The 20,048-nt window shown below is 37.3% G+C and carries 17 protein-coding genes, 2 tRNA genes and 1 pseudogene; 7 read left to right on the top strand and 13 right to left on the bottom strand.

Features of this window, described 5'->3' with window-relative positions; genetic code table 11:
* Positions 1 to 69: 69 nt before the first annotated feature.
* The 7 genes and pseudogenes from IPO46_06600 to recQ form a co-directional block, all read right to left on the bottom strand.
* Positions 70 to 1,203 (bottom strand): annotated as a pseudogene (locus IPO46_06600) (DUF5009 domain-containing protein).
* 145 nt (positions 1,204 to 1,348) lie between these two features.
* Complete coding sequence (locus tag IPO46_06595; GenBank protein QQS64238.1) at positions 1,349 to 1,831, bottom strand: YbjN domain-containing protein; 483 nt, start codon at positions 1,829 to 1,831, stop codon at positions 1,349 to 1,351.
* A 324-nt stretch (positions 1,832 to 2,155) separates the two neighbouring features.
* A tRNA-Phe gene (locus IPO46_06590) sits at positions 2,156 to 2,220 on the bottom strand.
* Positions 2,194 to 2,481 carry a GIY-YIG nuclease family protein gene (locus IPO46_06585; protein QQS64237.1) on the bottom strand — a complete coding sequence of 96 codons (288 nt, stop codon included), beginning with the start codon at positions 2,479 to 2,481 and terminating at the stop codon, positions 2,194 to 2,196. Before IPO46_06585 ends, IPO46_06590 begins: the two co-directional genes overlap by 27 nt.
* A gap of 38 nt (positions 2,482 to 2,519) precedes the next feature.
* Positions 2,520 to 2,592, bottom strand: a tRNA-Phe gene (locus IPO46_06580).
* The gene (locus tag IPO46_06575; protein ID QQS64236.1) at positions 2,583 to 2,837 is read right to left on the bottom strand and encodes a hypothetical protein; all 255 of its coding nucleotides are present in this window, start codon (positions 2,835 to 2,837) and stop codon (positions 2,583 to 2,585) included. Before IPO46_06575 ends, IPO46_06580 begins: the two co-directional genes overlap by 10 nt.
* A 91-nt stretch (positions 2,838 to 2,928) precedes the next feature.
* Positions 2,929 to 5,190, bottom strand: a complete 2,262-nt coding sequence (recQ, locus tag IPO46_06570) for a DNA helicase RecQ (protein QQS64235.1) — start codon at positions 5,188 to 5,190, stop codon at positions 2,929 to 2,931.
* Between the two features lie 258 nt (positions 5,191 to 5,448).
* Between recQ and IPO46_06565 the strand changes: the two genes are divergently transcribed.
* From IPO46_06565 to IPO46_06550, 4 genes are all read left to right on the top strand, one after another.
* Entirely contained in the window at positions 5,449 to 6,414 is a 966-nt protein-coding gene (locus tag IPO46_06565; protein ID QQS64234.1) for a KpsF/GutQ family sugar-phosphate isomerase, read from the top strand.
* Between the two features lie 14 nt (positions 6,415 to 6,428).
* Positions 6,429 to 7,511 carry a mannose-1-phosphate guanylyltransferase gene (locus IPO46_06560; GenBank protein QQS64233.1) on the top strand — a complete coding sequence of 361 codons (1,083 nt, stop codon included), beginning with the start codon at positions 6,429 to 6,431 and terminating at the stop codon, positions 7,509 to 7,511.
* A gap of 57 nt (positions 7,512 to 7,568) precedes the next feature.
* A complete protein-coding gene (locus IPO46_06555) occupies positions 7,569 to 7,952 on the top strand; it encodes a rhodanese-like domain-containing protein (GenBank protein QQS64232.1) in 384 nt (127 codons plus the stop codon).
* A gap of 64 nt (positions 7,953 to 8,016) precedes the next feature.
* The gene (locus IPO46_06550) at positions 8,017 to 9,165 is read left to right on the top strand and encodes an aminotransferase class I/II-fold pyridoxal phosphate-dependent enzyme (protein QQS64231.1); all 1,149 of its coding nucleotides are present in this window, start codon (positions 8,017 to 8,019) and stop codon (positions 9,163 to 9,165) included.
* A gap of 1 nt (position 9,166) precedes the next feature.
* Here the strand turns inward: IPO46_06550 and feoB are convergent, their stop codons facing one another.
* The gene (gene feoB / locus IPO46_06545; GenBank protein QQS64230.1) at positions 9,167 to 11,287 is read right to left on the bottom strand and encodes a ferrous iron transport protein B; all 2,121 of its coding nucleotides are present in this window, start codon (positions 11,285 to 11,287) and stop codon (positions 9,167 to 9,169) included.
* Between the two features lie 139 nt (positions 11,288 to 11,426).
* Between feoB and IPO46_06540 the strand changes: the two genes are divergently transcribed.
* From IPO46_06540 to IPO46_06530, 3 genes are all read left to right on the top strand, one after another.
* Positions 11,427 to 13,064 carry a M20/M25/M40 family metallo-hydrolase gene (locus IPO46_06540; GenBank protein QQS64229.1) on the top strand — a complete coding sequence of 546 codons (1,638 nt, stop codon included), beginning with the start codon at positions 11,427 to 11,429 and terminating at the stop codon, positions 13,062 to 13,064.
* A gap of 23 nt (positions 13,065 to 13,087) precedes the next feature.
* A complete protein-coding gene (locus IPO46_06535; protein QQS64228.1) occupies positions 13,088 to 13,528 on the top strand; it encodes an IPExxxVDY family protein in 441 nt (146 codons plus the stop codon).
* Positions 13,529 to 13,679: 151 nt separating this feature from the next.
* Positions 13,680 to 15,353 carry a sodium/sugar symporter gene (locus IPO46_06530; GenBank protein ID QQS64227.1) on the top strand — a complete coding sequence of 558 codons (1,674 nt, stop codon included), beginning with the start codon at positions 13,680 to 13,682 and terminating at the stop codon, positions 15,351 to 15,353.
* A gap of 20 nt (positions 15,354 to 15,373) precedes the next feature.
* Here the strand turns inward: IPO46_06530 and IPO46_06525 are convergent, their stop codons facing one another.
* The 5 genes from IPO46_06525 to IPO46_06505 all read right to left on the bottom strand — a co-directional run bounded on the left by IPO46_06525 (position 15,374) and on the right by IPO46_06505 (position 19,997).
* Positions 15,374 to 16,636 (bottom strand): hypothetical protein, encoded by a 1,263-nt coding sequence (locus IPO46_06525; GenBank protein ID QQS64226.1) that lies wholly within the window; start codon positions 16,634 to 16,636, stop codon positions 15,374 to 15,376.
* A 124-nt stretch (positions 16,637 to 16,760) separates the two neighbouring features.
* Positions 16,761 to 18,386, bottom strand: a complete 1,626-nt coding sequence (rho, locus tag IPO46_06520; protein ID QQS64225.1) for a transcription termination factor Rho — start codon at positions 18,384 to 18,386, stop codon at positions 16,761 to 16,763.
* Between the two features lie 532 nt (positions 18,387 to 18,918).
* Entirely contained in the window at positions 18,919 to 19,032 is a 114-nt protein-coding gene (locus IPO46_06515; GenBank protein ID QQS64335.1) for a 30S ribosomal protein THX, read from the bottom strand.
* A 91-nt stretch (positions 19,033 to 19,123) separates the two neighbouring features.
* The gene (locus tag IPO46_06510; GenBank protein QQS64224.1) at positions 19,124 to 19,393 is read right to left on the bottom strand and encodes an HU family DNA-binding protein; all 270 of its coding nucleotides are present in this window, start codon (positions 19,391 to 19,393) and stop codon (positions 19,124 to 19,126) included.
* A gap of 286 nt (positions 19,394 to 19,679) precedes the next feature.
* A complete protein-coding gene (locus IPO46_06505) occupies positions 19,680 to 19,997 on the bottom strand; it encodes a DUF4286 family protein (GenBank protein ID QQS64223.1) in 318 nt (105 codons plus the stop codon).
* Positions 19,998 to 20,048 lie beyond the last annotated feature (51 nt).

Below are 20,048 nucleotides of genomic sequence, written 5' to 3'. Positions count from 1 at the left end.
TTTAATACGCTTCTGGAACTCAAAAAGAAAATATTTAAAGTGTAACCGTTGGCCTATTTGTGTGTAAACTTAAACCCTGATATATATTTTTTTCTTGTCGAGCCATAAACCAATTACCCAGCAAAAGAGCATAAAGCTTAGGGCAAATAATAACGAGCCTATGTTACCGCCTGCATCGCTGAAAATATTTACATAAATCCACTGATAATAGGATACTCCACTTTTTGTTGATAAAAAATATAAAATAATTACCCCAGCTCACTTAACAAGTAAATGAATAAAGGGTTACGGCCAAATACTTCAAAGAAGTACCCCCATTTTTTTATGTTTAAAAAATCTATTACATAAATAAGGGATGCTAGTAAAATACAATCCAGCCCAATGGTCAATACAGAAAAAGAGCTGGTCCATAATTTTTTATTAATGGGGAAGTAAAAATTCAAGCAATAGGCTACAAAAACAAATATAAAACCGGCTAATAATAATTTTGCGAGCAACTCATAAGTATTTCCCTTTTTTTGAATAAAAATTCCTGCAATAAACCCGGCAATTACATTTACAATAGAGGGTAAGGTACTCAATAAACCTTCTGGATCAAATGCAATTCCTTCTCCATGATACAAATGCTTTTCTCCTACAAGCCATCGGTCTATAGCAGAGCCAACATTATCTGTGATACTTAATGGGTTGCCCGAAAGGGCAAAAGCATATAAAATAATCCAATAAACCAACAGAAAACTCATACCTATTAACGCTATCGTTTTGGGTTTAAAATAATAAATAAATAAAGCCGTAAATCCATAACACAGGGCAATGCGCTGCAGCACACCAAAAATCCTTAAGTCAGAAAAGGGGAAAAAAAAACAAGCCGCCCTCATGGTTATATTTTACAAATGGGAACCAGTTTAATAATAACCCCAGAAGGAAAATGATTATTGTTCGCTTAAATATTTTTAGTAAAACCAGTTTTTGGGAAAGCTTTTGCCATTTAGGAGTTACAAAACTTAAAGCATTGCCTACGGCAAATAAAAAGGATGGAAATACGAGATCGGTTGGGGTAAACCCATTCCATTGTGCATGGAGCAAAGGATAAAAAGTGGTAACATAGCTACCCGGGGTATTTACAATAATCATAAAACAAATGGTAAGCCCCCTGAAAACATCAAGCGCTGTAAACCTGTGAGAGGTAGTATTAGGTAACAATATGAAATATTAATTTAAATGCTGTATTTTGTTTTAACGTATTAATATTAATTCTTCTATTCTTTAAAGTACAAAAGAAAACAGCACCAGCCTTTACCTGCTGATGCTGCATTTAATAAGTTGCTTTTTTATATTGCAGCTCCTTTTATTTTATGAGCTTATCTGTGTCTTTATCTAATGACAGGCTTAATGCACTGCTAAACATTTTTATGGCATTAATAAAGGTGCGGTTGGTAAACCCACTTTCTATCCAAAAATCATATGCATAGTTAACGGTATTTTTCTCGGGGTTGTAATAACATTTCATTAAAATAATTTCCCTGTTCAGTTTATTCATTAACTGATATACTTTACTTGGTGTTGCCTCCGCTACCAAAGGATAGCTTATGTTCATATATAAAAATCTTTTTTTGGAATCAATATCAATATAAATTTCAAAGGTTTCTTTTACTTTAATATAAGTGTCTTTTGTTTCATCAACTTTTATTGCTGCATCATCACAAATATTTTTAAGCAGAGTACTGTTAACATCGTCTGCCAAAATTAATTTTTGTGCACTGGCGGATGCTATAAAAAAGAATAAAACAATTGCCAGTGATGTTCTTTTTAAAATAAATGCTGTGTTCATGATTTGGTGTATTTTTTTAATAAATGAAGCTTGTTATAAGCGGCGTCAGTGGAGCAATTTTGGTTTAAATAATTCAGCATAAAGGTATATATATCCCTTTTTAATTACATAATATTTTGAGAAGTTTTTTTTAGAATTTATTAAAATTTGCAAATCATTGTATGTACGCTTATATAGATTGGGTATAAGAAAACAGAAAATTAAAGATTATGTGGCATTTGAGTGTTGTTGGTAAAAAACGTATAAAACCTTATAAAACCCATTGGTATAAGCTGTGTAAGTAAAGCATTTATAATAAAAATCGCTTGAAATTGTGTGGTATTGTGGTGTGGGCCGGGATCGAACCGGCGACACAAGGATTTTCAGTCCTTTTCCGCCGCGGCGGATACCGCAGCATTATGAATAAAATTCTGTATAAAATTTTTTACTTGTTCCCTTCCCCGTCCAGTTTTTAAAAATTTTTCCCGAAGCATGGCATCTTTTTTAGTACTAAAATTTTCTGTTCTTATAAGTGTCCAAGGCCTGTAACGCAAAGTGAAGCCACGGGATTCACTTATATTATGTTCAAATAGCCGCCGCTGCACATCATTTGAAAATCCTGTATATGTTTTAGCCGCTTTAGTGGAATATAAAATATAGACATGCCACATAATAAAACGGCCTGCTACTTATGCAACAGGCCATATTGTGGTGTGGGCCGGGATCGAACCGGCGACACAAGGATTTTCAGTCCTTTGCTCTACCGACTGAGCTACCGCACCATTTCAATTTTCAGTTCTTTTCCGCCATTCGGCGGATACCGCACCATTTCAATTTTCAGTTCTTTTCCGCCATTCGGCGGATACCGCACCATTTCAATTTTCAGTTCTTTTCCGCCATTCGGCGGATACCGCAGTATTTCAATTTTCAGTTCTTTTCCGCCATTCGGCGGATACCGCAGTATTTCAATTTTCAGTTCTTTTCCGCCGAGGCGGATACCGCAGTATTTTCCCTTTCGGGGCAGCAAAAATAGGAGATTTCAACGAAAAATCAACGGGAGTAAGTTATTTATTTTATTGAAAAATTTCTTATCCTATATTTAGCAAAAGGGGTTTGTGCTAATTTCCAAATTCACACAAAAACTTTATACGCATTAGTTTTAACTGCTCCCAGTTAAAATTACTGTCTGCAAGTTCTTCTTGTGCTACTTGCAATGATGAGGTTTGGCAGTTTTTAAAATAATCAATTATTTCTTCTTGTTCGTACTCATCCACTATATCATCAATTGCATAATTTAAGTTGAGCTTTGTGCCGCTGGCAACAATGGTTTCCATTTCTTCCAAAAGCTGGTCTATTCTAAGGTCTTTTGTTTTGGCAATAGTTTCCAGGGGGATTTTTTTGTCAACATTTTGAATGATGAATATTTTGTGGTTATTCCTGTTTACCACACTTTTCATAACAAAATCATCGGGGCGGATTATATCATTGTCTTCTACATGCTTGGCAATTATATCAATAAATGGTTTACCATACCTGATAGCTTTTCCTTTGCTTACACCGCTTACTTTTTCCAGCTCGGGTACCGAGGTAGGATACATGGTAGCCATATCTTCTAAGGATGACTCTAAGAAAATTACAAAGGGTGGAAGGTTTTTTTCTTTGGCCACTTTTTTTCTTAGGTCTTTTAACATTTCAAGCAGTTGCTCGTCTGCTGCCGATCCTACTGCCGGAGTTGCTTCTGTTGCTTCATCATCGGCATTGGCATCTTCAAATAAATTATTGAGGGCCGTTTTAAACGAAGTGGGTTTTTTCATAAACGCCCTTCCTTTAGCCGTAATTTTTAATACACCATACTCCACAATATCTTTTGAAAGCAAATCTTCCAGCAGCATTTGCCGGATAAGGCTGTTCCAAAAATGTGTGTCTTTATCGTTGCCTGTGGCAAAAACCCCTAGGTTTTCATGACTGTACATTTGTACCTGGTTATTGGCTTTTCCCAAAAGGATGTTTAGTACATATTCAATAGGGAACCTTTCTTGCAGTGCATCAATGCATTTAAGTGCAATAAGTACTTCTGCTTTAGTTTCAATTTTTTCTTTTGGGTTTAAACAATTATCACAATGGCCGCAACTTTTTTTATCATCAAAGTCTTCACCAAAATAATAGAGCAGTGTTTTGCGGCGGCATACACTGCTTTCGGCATACGAAACTGTTTCGTAAATAAGTTGAGCTCCTACTTCTCTTTCGCTTAGTGGCTTGTCACGCATAAGGTGTTCCAGCTTGGCAACGTCTTTGTGGGAGTAATACAATACACATTTCCCTTCAAGTCCGTCCCGCCCTGCCCTTCCGGTTTCCTGGTAATAATTTTCAATTGATTTTGGAATGTTGTAATGAATTACAAAGCGAATATCAGGTTTATCTATTCCCATACCAAATGCAATGGTGGCCACAATTACCTGAACAGCTTCATTTAAAAACTGGTCTTGCCGGGTTGCCCTTAATTTGGCATCCAGGCCAGCATGGTAGGCTACTGCGCTTATACCGTTGGCATTGAGCATGGCGGCAAGTTCTTCGGTGGTTTTGCGGTTGAGCGTATAAATGATACCGCTTTTGTTTTTATGCGTTTTAATAAAACGCACTATGCTTTCATTAGTTTGGCGAACGTTTACTTTGGGCATTACTTCGTAATGCAGGTTGGGCCGGTTAAAAGAGGAAATAAAAATTTTGGGGTTGCGTAAGCCCAGGTTTTTAATAATATCGCTTTGCACCTTGGGTGTAGCGGTTGCGGTAAGTGCAATAATAGGCAGGTCTTCGCTTATGAGGTCAATCATTTCCTTAAGCCTGCGGTATTCGGGCCTAAAGTCGTGGCCCCATTCAGAAATACAATGGGCTTCATCAACGGCTACAAATGAAATATTTAATTCTTTAAAGAAAATAATATTTTCTTCTTTGGTGAGGGTTTCCGGCGCCACGTAAAGCATTTTTGTTTTGCCGCTGGCCAGGTCACTTTTTACAATTTTTTGCTGGCCTTTGTTTAAGGTGCTGTTTAAAAAATGTGCAATTTCATCTTTACTGCTGTAACTGCGTACCAGGTCTACCTGGTTTTTCATTAATGCAATAAGCGGAGAAACAATTATTGCCACTCCGGGGTTCATCATTGCCGGGAGTTGATAGCATAGGCTTTTACCACCGCCTGTGGGCATAATTACAAAGCTGTCCTGCTTGTTTAAAATACAGGAAATTATTTTTTCCTGGTTGCCTTTGAAGCTGTCAAAGCCAAAATAATCCTGGAGTTTGCCGCTTAGGATGCCTATGGGTTTTTCTGTGGGTATTTTTGTGCCCGACTTAACGGGTTTAGATGCTTTTTTTGTAGTTGCCATTTTTGTAAATCACCAGGTTCGATGCGATTGAAATAGAATAAAAAATTTTTTTAGGCCGGCAAAGTTAATTGATCAATGCAGTAAGTCAAAATAAGCGCTGCTTTTCATTACATCCAAAAAAAAATTAACGAAGCTTTATAAGCATTTAAGGTAAGCAATTAATATGAAAATTTACCAACCTTTTTTTTGTAGTTATTCACAAAGCCGGGTTAAAGGGAAGGTTTGCATATTCTAATTTTTAAGTAGGTTTGCTGCCTGATGAAATATGAACCTGTAATAACCAGTGCAAAACAAACAATTGCCCTTCAGGCTGAAGCAATTGCCGGGCTTGCAGCTTTTGTAAATGAAGATTTTTGTAAAGCGGTAGAAAGGCTTTCAAAACCAGGGGGAAGGCTCATTATAAGTGGTATAGGTAAAAGCGCACTTGTAGCTCAAAAAATTGTGGCTACAATGAACAGCACCGGAACACCGTCAATTTTTATGCATGCGGCAGATGCCATTCATGGCGATTTGGGGATGATACAACAGAGCGATAACGTAATGATTGTTAGCAAAAGCGGCGATAGCCCCGAAATAAAAATACTTGCACCCTTAATAAAAAATTTTGGTAATATCTTAATTGGTATGGTGGGCAATGTGCGGTCTTATCTTGCCACCCACAGCGATATTGTTTTAAATACAACAGTAAGCAAAGAGGCTTGCCCCAATAATCTTGCACCTACAACAAGCACTACGGCACAAATGGTAATGGGAGACGCTTTAGCGGTATGCCTTATGGAAGCCCGTGGGTTTAAGCCGGAAGATTTTGCTAAATACCATCCAGGTGGAGCATTAGGAAAAAAATTATTTTTAAGGGTTGCCGACCTGGCTAGATTGAATGAAAAACCGCTGGTTAAAGAATCTGCAACAGTTAAAGAGGTATTGGTAGAAATTACTGCAAAAAGGTTGGGTACAGCGGCGGTGGTTGATGTAAAAGGAAAAATTACCGGAATTATTACCGATGGAGATATACGAAGGATGCTGGAAAAACAAGATTCATTTATCAGCCTTACCGCAATAGATATAATGGGCAGCAATCCCAAAATTATTGAAGCAGGGGAATTGGCAATAAATGCTTTGGAAAAAATGCGGCAAAACAATATTTCACAACTTTTAGTAATTAATGAGGGCGTATATGCAGGCGTTATACATTTGCATGATTTAATAAGAGAAGGCATTATTTAAAGGAACATCTGTTTATGAATAAAAATAATTACGTAGCAATTATGGCTGGCGGTATCGGCAGCAGGTTTTGGCCCATGAGCCGTACCGATTACCCCAAGCAGTTTTTAGATATTTTAAATACCGGGCGAACGCTCATACAGGCTACATTTGACCGCTTTGAGCAATTTATTGATAGGGACAATATTTATATTGTAACCTCGGAACAATACCGGGAAATATGCATCAAACAATTGCCGCAATTAAACCCGGCAAATATCCTTTGTGAGCCTAGCAGAAAAAATACAGCAGCTTGTATTGCTTATATCTCTTATAAGCTTCGGCAATTAAACCCCGAAGCAAACCTTGTTTGTGCACCCGCCGATCATCTAATACTGGATACGGAAAAATTTATAAAAGTTGCACTAGATGCCCTGCACTTTACTTCTCAAATAAAAGCATTGGTTACTTTAGGTATTAAACCTTTAACTCCTAATACCGGCTACGGTTATATTCAATTTGAACCCATGGCTGTAGCCGATAATGTGTACCGGGTAAAAACATTTACAGAAAAACCCGACCAGGCACTGGCCAAAACCTTCGTAGCCAGCGGTGATTTTTTATGGAATGCCGGCATATTTGTATGGCAGGTAAAAAATATTGTTCAGGCTTTTGAACAATACCTCCCCGAAATGCATGAGGTTTTTGATGCAGAACGAGAACACTATAATACTAACGAAGAGCAGGATGCTATAAACAGGATTTATCCGCTGTGTATAAATATTTCTATTGACTATGGTATTATGGAAAAAGCCGACAATGTATATGTATTTCCTTCTTCATTTGGCTGGAGCGATTTGGGAACCTGGGCAAGCGCTTACGATACTTTTGATAAAGATTATTTAGGTAATGCCGTTGGTGGCAATAACGTAATTGTAATAGATGCCACCAATAATATGGTACATGCCGACAATAAAAAATTGCTGCTTTTACAAGGCCTCGATGAGTTTATAGTTGTAGACACAAAAGATGTATTGCTTATTTGCAAAAAAAATAAAGAGCAGGAAATAAAAGAATACGTTGCCGAAGTAAAAAGAAATAAAGGCGAAAAATTTTTGTAATTAATTTTTTAACCCGATTTGCCTTTGTGGGTTAAACGCAAACTAAAATTTATAATTATGGTAAACAAATCCGCAACAGATTTAGTTAAAGAAGCTAAACAAGGTATTGAAAACCTGTCTGCCGACCAGGTGAATGAAGAATTGCAAAAAAGCAATGTAACCCTAATAGACATTAGAGAAAGCGAAGAACTTAAACAAAATGGCCGAATAGCCGGCGCAGTGCATGCACCCCGTGGAATGCTGGAGTTTTATGCAGATGCATCTCTACCCTATCACAAACCGGAATTTGATAAAAGCAAAAGAATAATTTTACATTGTGCATCCGGAGGCCGCTCAGCATTGGCTGTTACCACACTAAAGCAAATGGGCTTTGAAAATGTTGCTCATTTAGATGGCGGCATCAAAGCCTGGAAAGAATCAGGAAGGGAAGTAGTGGAATAATGCAGAGTTGAGAACCTGAAATAGCTGCATCATTTTTTTTATCTTCTGCTAAATAGGGAAAAAATTGACACCTGTTTTAAAAAGTAAGTTGCCGCATGTAGGCACTACAATTTTTACTATTATGAGTAGCCTTGCGGTTGAACACAAGGCGATTAACCTTGGACAGGGTTTCCCCGATTTTGAAATGAATGAAGCTTTGATTGCATTGGTTAACAAAGCTATGAAAGATGGCCATAATCAATATGTGCACATGAACGGCCTTACAACACTAAGGGAACAAATAGCTGAAAAAATATTTGATCTTTACAACACAACAGTAAACGCAAGCGATGAAATTACCATTACTCCCGGAGGCACTTATGCAATTTATACAGCGCTTACCACTATTTTACAAAAAGGCGATGAAGTAATAATATTTGAACCGGCATACGATTGTTATATCCCTGCCATAGAGTTAAATGGCGCAAAAGCAGTACCTATACCACTTAGTTTTCCGGAATATACAATTAACTGGGATCTTGTAAAAGAAAAAATTAATCCCAATACCAGGGCAATTATTATTAACTCTCCACACAACCCATCCGGCAAACTTATTACCCAGCAGGATATTGAGATTCTAAAATCCATAGTTGCCGGTAATAATATTTTTATTATTAGCGATGAAGTATATGAACACCTGGTTTTTGATAATTTGCAGCACTATAGTTTGGCGAAATATCCAGAGTTGTACGAAAGAGCATTTATTTGTTTTTCATTTGGAAAAGTGTACCACTGCACGGGCTGGAAGCTGGGTTATTGCATTGCACCACCGGCCCTAATGAAAGAGTTTAGAAAAATTCATCAGTTTAACTGCTTTACCTGCAATAGCCCCATGCAGTATGGTATTGCAGCTTTTTTAAAGCAAAAAGATAAATACCTTGAGCTGGGAAAATTTTTACAGCAAAAAAGGGATTTTTTTATGCAGGCAATGTCGGCAACAAGGTTAAAGCCATTGGCATCACAGGGTAGTTATTTTCAATTGTACAGCTACGCCACTATTAGCAATGAACCTGAAAATGATTTTGCTGTAAAGCTTGTTAAAGAATATGGCGTAGCTTGTATTCCGGTATCTGCTTTTTGCTCTGTTCCGCAACAAAATAGAGTACTCCGTTTTTGCTTTGCCAAAAAAGAAGAAACGTTGCAGGCTGCGGCAAATTTGCTAAAAAATATTTGAGTTATTTAAATAATTGATAAACCAGCAGGCTAAAAAAATACGCCAGAGCAGTCATGTAAGTAAATTGTATAATGGGCCATTTCCAACTTTTAGTTTCCCTCTTTACAATAGCCAACGTACTCATGCATTGCATGGCCAGCACATAAAATACCATTAGGGATAGCGCTGTAGCCAGTGTGTACACTTTTGTTCCATCGCTTCTTTTAGCTATTGCCATTTTTTGCCGAAGCGTTAAACTGTTTTCCGAAGCATCATCGCCAACACTGTATAATGTGGCCATAGTTCCTACAAATACTTCCCTTGCGGCAAATGAGGTAATAAGGGCAATACCAATTTTCCAATCGTAACCCAGGGGTGTAATTGCAGGCTCAATTGCTTTGCCCAAAATTCCGGCATAAGAATTTTCTAATTGTGCAGTTTTGTAATGATGCTCCAGTTCATCTTTTTTATCGGGTTGTTGCGCAATTTGATTATCAAAAGAAGATTTTATTTCCTGCATTTTTTTGGGTGGGCCAAAACTGCTCAATACCCAAAGTATAAGGCTAATTACCATTATTACTTTACCGGCTTCTACCACAAATATTTTTGCCTTTTGAACCATGGTATTTACAATGTTCCTCCACCTTGGTTCCCTGTAAACCGGCAATTCCAAAATAAAAAAACTGCGTTCGGCAGACCGGATAAAAAATTTCATTACCCAGGAAACCAGCAATGCCATAACGGTTCCCAGCAAGTAAAGCGCCATCATTACCAATCCCTGCAAACTTAAAAACCCCAGGTAAAGTTTATTGGGTATTACCAGGGCAATTAAAATGGTATAAACCGGTAGCCTTGCGCTGCAACTCATAAGAGGTGTTACCATTATGGTTAGCAACCTTTCTTTTTTGTTTTCAATGCTCCTTGCACTCATAATAGCAGGAACGGCACAGGCTAAGCCGCTAATCATGGGCATTATACTTTTACCGTTTAATCCTGCTTTTCGCATGAGTTTATCGGTTAAGAAGCTGATTCGTGCCATATATCCGGAATCTTCAATAATGGTTACTAATCCAAAAAGAATCATAATTTGCGGTACAAAAATTAAAATACCACTTAAGCCGGCCACAAAACCATTTAAAAATAAATTGGTAAGCCAGCCTGCAGGTAAAATATTTCCCAGCCATCCGGTAACCTGTCCAAAACCCCATTCAATAGCGCTCATAGGATATTGGGCAAATGAAAAAATACTTTGAAAAAGCAAAAATAAAACCAGTAATAAAATTACATAACCCCAAAAACGGTGCAACAAAATATTGTCGAGCTTTTCGGAAAAAAGATATTTTTTTAATGGATCGCTTTCTACAACGGTTTGGTGCATTACCTGTTTTATTCGTCCATAACGAAGCATAATTTCTTCGGCCTGTGTTTTGGTAGGGTTAAATTTATTTTCTACTTCTATATTTTCAATAGCCTCCTGATCGGTATCAGAAAGTGAAAAGTTTTCGTGATTAATTAAATAATGAATGGCCCCGTAATTACTAATACCATTTACTACAGTTTTTACCCGGGCAACCGCAGTTTCGGCAAGCGTCGAGCTATCAATAAAATCCCTGGCAGGCAACTGGTAAATATTTTCATGCACAAGGGCAATGGCTTTTTTTAATTCAGCAATACCTTTGTTTTTCCTTGGGTTTACAGGTACTATGGGTACACCCAATTCTCTTTCGAGCCCATTAATGTCAATTTGTATATTGTTGCGTTTGGCAAGATCCATCATGCTTAAGGCAATTACTACGGGTATCTTTAAGTCTATAATTTGCGAACAAAACAATAAATTTCTTTTTAGGTTGCTTGCATCGGCAACCACCACAATTATATCTGGATTAATAGTGGCATCCTGCTGCATTAATACCTTATAACTTACCCATTCATCATTTCTTTTTGGGTAAAGGCTATAAGTGCCAGGTAAATCGGTAATGTGTGCCGATAGAGTAGAAGTAATAGAAGTATTTCCGGTTTTTTTATCAACCGTTACACCGGGAAAATTGCCTACTTTTTGATTTAGCCCGGTGAGGACATTAAAAAGTGATGATTTTCCACTATTGGGATTGCCTACAAGTACAATATGAATTTTGCTGGTCAAATGAAACCTAAAAGTTGGCGGCAAAAATAAGTGTTGTACACTATATTAATTTACGAAATAAGAAAGGGGAAATGCCTTTTTAGGAAATCTTATATTTGGAAAGGGTATTGCTGGCTATCTTTGGGCAAATAATTGAAACATGAAGAAAATATTAATAGTATTTACACTAATATATCAAACCTCTTTTGCACAAAACAAGAAAAGTAACGACCCAGTACTTAAAAGTATTAAAGCAAACGTAGAATACCTTGCAAGCGATAAACTGGAAGGCCGCAGAACTGGGACGGCAGGTGAAAAACTGGCCTATGACTACATTGAAAAGAAGTTTAAGCAAGCGGGCCTTAAAGCAGCCGGGGACAACGGAACGTTTATCCAGGCTTTTGAAGTAAATGATGGTAAAAAATTAACCAAAGACACAAAATTTTCTGTGAATGGTGTGCCGTTAAAATTGTATGAAGACTGGTTCCCGCTTTCTTTTTCAAAAACAGGAAGTTTTGTATATACTTTTTCCAAAACGGCAAAATATAAGGTAACCCTTTTGCAAGTGGACTTAGCCGCTGCAATGGAAGAAAGTAAAACCAATCCACATTTTAACCTGGATGATTATTTACAAACCGCAATTAAAGAGGCCGCAAAAGACGGAATTGAAGCAGTGGTTTTTTATAATTCTTCGGCAACCGAGGATGGCCTGCAATACGATGCCAAAGCAAAACTAGAGGTTGCCTCTGTGCCGGCGGTTTATGTAAAATACCCAGTATATAAAATTTTTTTTGAAGAGAATAATGAAGATAAAACTATAAAAATAGTTGTATCATCTGGGCTAAGCAAACGTACTGGCCACAACGTAATAGGGTATATAAATAACAATGCTGCATCCACCATAGTATTGGGTGCACATTACGACCATCTTGGATATGGAGAAGATAAAAACTCTTTATACACCGGCCATACACCCATGATTCATAATGGTGCAGATGATAATGCAAGCGGAACAGCAGCTTTAATTGAACTAGCCCAATGGGCCAATGATAAAAAAGTAGAGTATAAAAAACATAATTTTCTTTTTATTGCTTTTTCCGGGGAAGAGTTGGGCCTTTACGGTTCAAAATATTTTACTGAAAACCCAACAGTAGATTTAAAATCTATTAGTTACATGATTAATATGGATATGCTGGGTAGGTTAAACGATAGTACGCATAGTATTACCATTGGCGGCTATGGTACTTCACCAACCTGGGGAGAAATAATTAATGAACATGATAAGTTTTTTAAAATAAAGATAGACAGCAGCGGCAGCGGGCCAAGCGACCATACATCGTTTTACAGAAAAGATATACCGGTTTTGTTTTTCTTTACCGGCACCCATAGCGATTATCATAAACCCAGCGATGATGCCAACAAAATAAATTATAAAGGCATACGGTCCATTGTTACCTATATTCAATCAATAATTGCAACAACCGATAATAAAAATAAACTTGTTTTTACAAAAACCCGAGAAGCGAATATGGGGAAAAGCAGTTTTAAAGTAAGTATGGGCATAATGCCCGACTATACATTTAGCGGCAATGGTGTGCTGGTAGATGGCGTAAGCGAAAACAGACCTGCAGAAAAAGCCGGTGTAAAAACCGGCGACGTAATCATACAATTGGGCGAACATAATGTTTCTGACGTACAAACGTATATGCAGGCTTTGAATAAATTCAATAAAGGCCAATCTACCAAAGTAAAACTCCTGCGTGGAAAAGAGGAATTAACCTTAGACCTTACTTTTTAATTTGCAAAAAAAGTTACCGGCGCATGAAGCTGAAATTAAATAATGATGATGCAACAACCCATTTTTTTGAGCATGCCAGGCTTTTGGGGATTGTTGCACCGGTAAAAGATTATATTTTTAGTTGGCATGCCAACCAGCAATTGGGCATAAACCTACGGCTCAATAATTTGCTGGAAATTCAATTGCGTAAAAAAAACAGGGATTATTTTTTTTCTATTTTTGAATACCCTGTTTTTGTAAACAATACTTTTCATTACCTGTACAACAACCAGTACGATGGAGAATATTTGCTTCCCGAATTTAAGCACCTCGATTTTTTATGGCTGGTTAAAACCGAAGGACAAGATGTTGACGAAGGCGAATTTTCTATTTTGCAAAAAACGCTCAAAACTATTCCATTTGTACAACTGGTAACCGAAATGACAGGTGATAAAATTAAAAACCGGGAGCATTTAATTTTTTGATTTGCTTTATAGCGGTATTATATAAAAAAAAATTACCCTCAATTATCCTTTCTTTAATTTTTTTGCTTGGCTGACTTTACAATTCATAATACACTTAAATTTATGAGGTCAAAAAGCTGTTTGCCAAAATTGTAACTTCATTATTGCTATTATGAACACCCTTTCCACCAACGACTATATTGTATTTTTTATATATTTTTTTATGGTAGCTGGTTATGGTTTGTGGGTGTACCGTAAAAAGAAAAAAGAATCTGTTTCGGCATCGCATGACTATTTTTTAGCAGAAGGCTCACTTACCTGGTGGGCTATTGGGGCATCTTTAATTGCTTCTAATATTTCTGCTGAACAATTTATTGGCATGAGTGGAAGCGGATTTAAAATGGGTTTGGCTATTGCAACTTATGAATGGATGGCGGCTGCAACACTAATGGTGGTGGCCATATTTTTTATTCCGGTGTATTTAAAAAATAAAATTTACACCATGCCGCAATTCCTCAATAAGCGCTATAATAGTACGGTAGCAATGATAATGGCCGTATTCTGGCTCCTGCTTTATGTGCTGGTAAACCTTACTTCAATTTTATATTTAGGTGCATTGGCCATAAACAGTATTTCTGGAATTTCAACTTCAACCTGCATGTATTTGCTTGCAGCATTTGCTATTATTATTACGCTTGGCGGTATGAAGGTAATTGGCTATACCGACGTAATACAGGTATTGGTATTGGTTATTGGCGGTTTAATTACTACTTACCTTGCATTAAACCTGGTATCAGACGAATTTGGTACAACAGGCGTTATTAACGGTTTTAATATTCTTACCCATAAAGCCAACGATCATTTTCACATGGTGTTTGACAAAACCAACCCCAATTATATTGATTTGCCAGGCATATCGGTTTTAATAGGCGGCATGTGGATTGTAAATTTAAATTACTGGGGATGCAACCAGTATATTACGCAGCGGGCGCTTGGCGCCGATTTAAAAACGGCACGCAACGGAATTTTATTTGCCTCTTTCTTAAAACTTTTAATGCCTGTAATTGTTGTGTTGCCGGGTATTGCGGCCTATGTATTACATCAGCAAGGAAATTTTCAAACCGAGATGATGCAAAACGGAGAATTAAACCCTGACAGGGCATACCCTGTTTTACTCAATCTGCTTGGCCCAGGTTTAAAAGGCCTTGCTTTTGCAGCGCTTACTGCTGCCGTAGTTGCTTCTCTTGCTGGCAAAGCCAACAGCATAGCTACTATTTTTACCCTGGATATTTATAAAAAAAATATAAACCCCAATGCAGATGAAAAGAAGCAGGTATGGATTGGCCGGGTAACCATTATTGTGGCTATGGTACTTGCTGTAATTATTGCTCCATTTTTAGGCATTGATAAAAAAGGAGGTTTTCAATATATACAGGAATATACAGGCTTTGTGAGCCCGGGAATTTTTGCCATGTTTTTACTGGGCTTTTTCTGGAAAAAAACTACCAGTAATGCGGCCTTGTTTGCAACAATTGGGGGTTTTTTACTTTCGGTGTTTTTTAAATTTTTGCCCCAGTTTGTAAACCTGTCTTTTTTATATTCCATAAACTTTGCCGTGCCCAATGCAGAGGGCATTTATGAAATTCCGTTTATAGACAGGATGGCTATTGTTTTTTTATTGTGCGTTACAGGAATGGCGCTCATTAGTTTTTATGAAATTAAAAAAGGGATAAAACCACAGGGCCTGGAGATAGATAAAAAAATGTTTAAGATGCAACCGGCATTTTTAGTGGGCGCTTTAATAGTTTGCGGAATTCTTGCTGCTTTGTATATAAGGTTTTGGTAAATAAGATTTCCATTCACTGCTTATTTCTTTTCTCTCTTAAAAATTATTGCGGCATTTTTTTTCAGATCGCCGCTAAAGCGCACTTCATACATTTCTTTGCCGTCTCTTATCACTAATAAGCCGGTATTGGGAGGAATATGTCCAAGCGTTTCTGCATACATTACCAACTGCAGCGTATCCTGTTCTTTAGGGATATATATGGTTTTGTTAATGGCAGTAGTGCTTAAACCAGCTTTAGCAATAAATATTTGCCCGTTCATTACAACAGTTACTGTATCGCCATCTACCTCGCCATTGTCATATAACGAAAGCCTTAAACTGTCTGATGTAAACGAAACCGTTTGTTGAATTTCCAGCGCCCGTTCTTTAAGCTGAGCAGCAGCCTGGGTAGCCGGCGCAGTCAATGGTTTTGTTTCTTTTTTCTTTATTTGGGCTGATGGATTTTGCCCAATTGCAGAAGGTTCCTGCTTTGTAGTTTCGCTTAGCGCTATTTCCTTGTTTTCTTCAGGTAAAACAGGTTTTATTTTTTCAGTGTTGATTTTTATTTTCTTTGCTTTTAGCTGAGCAATTTCTTTTGTGGTTGTAGTTTGCTTTTCAATCAGTTCCTTTTTGCCTGTATTTTTTTCTATGCTTAAAACTTTTTCATTTGTTTCCATTTCTTCTGCAGGGTTGGGTGCATATACCGCTTCAATTTTCTTTTGATTAAATGCAAGGCTTTCCAATTCTTCTTTTTTCCTTAACTCTACTTTTGCTAAAAATTGTTGTTTTTCTTTTTCTTGTTTTACAAATATTAATTTGTTTTCCAGCTTTAATTCTGCCAAATGTGGCACAAGTGAGGAGTTCCAAAAATCATTTTTTCTTTGTAATTCAATATGGCCGGTGAGCGGCGCCCATTCTTTGGTGCGGTTGGTGGCAAAAGGCCCGGTGAGTTTCATAATGCTGTCTTCCACCGTTAATGTCAATACATTTAATTGTCGTATATGCTTTGCCGGCGCTACCGGGTAATTGTTGGAAATGAGTTTGTCGTCTTCAACTATTATTTTTCCATCTTTTCTTTTTATTTTAACCTCTTTTATTCCAAAATACTGGGTATCGTTTAATATAAACCAGGTATGGGAAAAGCCCGATAGCTTTCCTTTTTCTTCGCTGATACCAATTTCGTATTTGTAGTACATTTTTGTACTGTCGTTATAAAGCCTGCCTTTCCACAACCCGGTAATATCCTGTGCATGAAGTTTTGTACTAAAGAGAAGCAAAAAAAACAAAAAATATCTACCGGGCATTACTGTTGTTTTGAATAATTATCAACGAAAAAAATGGCGCTTTATTGGAAAGGGCAGGTATTTTTTATAAAATAAAAAACCGCTGGTAAACAGCGGCTATAAGCATTAATTTTTATCTGTAAATTTAATTGTTCATACTGGTTAAAAACTCTGCATTGTTTTTGGTGCCTTTCATGTTTTTCAGCAACATGGTTATGGCTTCTTCAGAGTTCATATCGGCAATATGCTTGCGCAATACCCACATACGCTGAAAAGTGTCTTTGTCCAGCAATAAATCGTCACGCCTTGTGCTGGAAGATACTATATCAATTGCCGGGTAAATCCTTCGGTTGCTCAACTTGCGGTCAAGTTGCAATTCCATGTTGCCGGTTCCTTTAAATTCTTCAAATATCACTTCGTCCATTTTGCTTCCGGTATCTACAAGCGCTGTTGCCAAAATAGTAAGCGAACCTCCGTTTTCAATTTTACGGGCTGCACCAAAAAATTGTTTAGGTTTTTGCATGGCATTTGCTTCTACACCGCCACTCAAAACTTTTCCACTACTTGGCGCAACAGTATTGTGGGCACGTGCCAATCGGGTAATAGAATCAAGTAAAATCACCACATCATGACCACACTCCACAAGGCGCTTGGCTTTTTGCAAAGCAATGGTAGAAACTTTTACATGCTTTTCTGCAGGCTCATCAAATGTGGATGCAATTACTTCTGCTTTTACACTTCGTTCCATATCGGTTACTTCTTCCGGCCTTTCATCAACCAGCACTACCATCAGGTAACATTCAGGGTGGTTTTCGGCAATGGCATTGGCCACTTCTTTCAGCAACATGGTTTTACCGGTTTTGGGCTGTGCCACAATAAGGCCACGCTGGCCCTTGCCTATTGGAGTAAATAAATCCATTATCCTGGTGCTGAAATTATCTGCCCTTGTAGTAAGTTCCAGCTTTTCAAACGGAAACAATGGCGTTAAATAATCAAAAGGCACACGGTCCCTAACTTCTTCCGGCGTTTTACCATTGATGGTTTCAACTTTTAAAAGGGCAAAATATTTTTCGCCTTCTTTTGGCGGACGCACGGAACCATCAACCGTATCGCCAGTTTTTAAACCAAATAATTTTATTTGCGACGGGGAAACATAAATATCATCAGGGCTGCTGAGGTAATTGTAATCGCTGCTGCGTAAAAACCCATATCCATCGGGCATCATTTCCAAAACACCTTCACCCAGTACAACGCCATCAAATTCTATATTAAAAACAGGAGGTTTTTGTTGTTTATATTCTTTGGGTTGTATCGGGGCTTCTTCTACATCTTCCTGTTGTGTATCTTCTGCCTGCAGCATTTGCGCAATGGCAGCGGGTACGGTTGTTTGTTCGCTGGAGATGGGTTGCAACTCTTCGTCTTCCGATAAGGGCAGCTCAGGCGCAAATTCTTTTTTTGGCTTTGCATTTTTCTTCTCAGTTATTTCTGTTTTTTTGCCTCTTTGCGGCAGTGCTTCTTTTTTAGAAGGCGCTTCCTGCATTACTTCTGCTTCTTCAATGCCATTGGATGTTGCCGTTTTTACGATGCGTTTGCGCTTTGGTTTTTCACCGTCGTTGTTTTTTTTCTCTGCTGTCATAATAGCTTGTTTGTCAAGAATTTTATAAATGAGGTCTTGCTTGCCGAGTTTTTTTGCATTGGTTATTTTAAGTGTTTCTGCAATATCAAGCAATTCAGGAACGAGGAAGTCGTTCAGTTGTAGTATGTCGTACATATAAAAATGAAACTGCGTTTTTCAAAAAATTCTAACGTTCTGATAAAGAAAAATGAAATGATAATTTTGTATGGGAACCGAATAAGCTTTGAAGTAGCTAATGATTAGGATATTCTTCGCAAGCCTTTTCCAATGCAATATTACTGCGTTTTTGGTTATTTCTACAATTTTTTTATAAAATTTGTAATTATTATAGGTAAAATACTGCGAAACCTTTTTTTATACCGATAAAAATATGCGGCCATTAATTGGCGTAAAATCCTGAATTGTAGGCCATTTGAACCTGCTTTATGGATTAAGGCTGTTGAAAAGCCCCAATATTAAATGAAGTTTTGGTTTTTATAGGTTGCCTATTGTCTTTTTAATCAAAGTTAAACGAGTAGTTATTTTTTGCGATTTTCAAAACCTGATTTCAATCATAAATAATTAAGGTTGATTTTTTTTGGCTGTCTGCAGTTTGTTTCATTAAGTAAAAGCAGCATAAAGTAAAAAGGCTGCACAATGGCAGCCAGGAAACCGGGTTTTGAAAAACTTAAGCTTTCTTTTTTGGAGTTGATTTTTTCTTAGGCGGTTTTGCTGCTCTTTTTTTACCAAAAGAACCTGCAAAAATTTTTCCTTTTTTTGTTTTGATATCACCACGTCCCATAAAATGAATGTTATTTTTTAAATGGATAATATGCAAGATAAAAAAAGCAAGACACCAATTGTATCTTGCTTTTCATTTCATCAGCAATCGGTTAGATTTTAGCTGATAGTTCTTTACCGGCTTTAAATTTTGCTACTTTTTTAGCTTTAATTTTAATTACAGCGCCTGTTTGCGGGTTGCGGCCATTACGGGCAGCCCTTTTGGATACTGAGAAGGTACCAAAACCAACCAGTGTAACTTTGTCGCCGGATTTTAATGTTTTTGTAACCGCTGCAACAAAAGAATCTAACGCTTCGTTAGCTTGTGTTTTTGTGATGCCTGCATCATCAGCAATTTTAGAGATCAATTCTGCTTTGTTCATAATAATTTTTTTGAAAAATTTATAGTGGGGCAAATATAGAGGGATTTTTAGTTCAATAAAACTTTTTTTGGCAACAATTTTATTTTTTTATAAAGCCAATAAATGAGTATTGACAGGCTTTCCGGAAGATTATCCTAATGGGGTAATTGATTTATTGTTGGGCGAGATACGCTAAAACCCTTTGCTGTAGCGGCTTTCATAAAAAAGCACTAAAAACCTTTGCCATAGCGGAATGCAAGAGAAGCGTGAATTTTTGCGTTTAAAGAAGCCGCTTTGTTTTGCACAATTAGTTCACAACTTTCATAAAAGTCCTAAAAGCTACAAATTTATCGCCCCATCTGTCGAATGATTTTTGCCGCAGCCCATTGGCAAATTGGGCAATGTAGCGTTCCTGGTTTTTTATACTATCGGTATAATATTGTATGGCATAAGTACAGCTTTCGCCGTCGTCCATTTCAAATAAATGTAACACAATGGCGTGTGAAAAGCAACCCGTAGCGGTTACTTCGGGTATGTGTTCTTTTTGTAGCCATTGCAGCCATTCATTACCAATGCCAGCAGCAACCTTTACGGTAACATTGTAAATAAAACTTTCTTTACCCATATTATTGGTACAAACTTAAATTAAAATTAAAGTGCTGCAAAGCATTTGTAC

The organism is Chitinophagaceae bacterium (genome assembly GCA_016699815.1).
In the GTDB taxonomy this organism is placed as follows: Bacteria; Bacteroidota; Bacteroidia; order Chitinophagales; family Chitinophagaceae; genus Ferruginibacter.
This window is presented reverse-complemented; position numbering and strand designations above follow the sequence as displayed.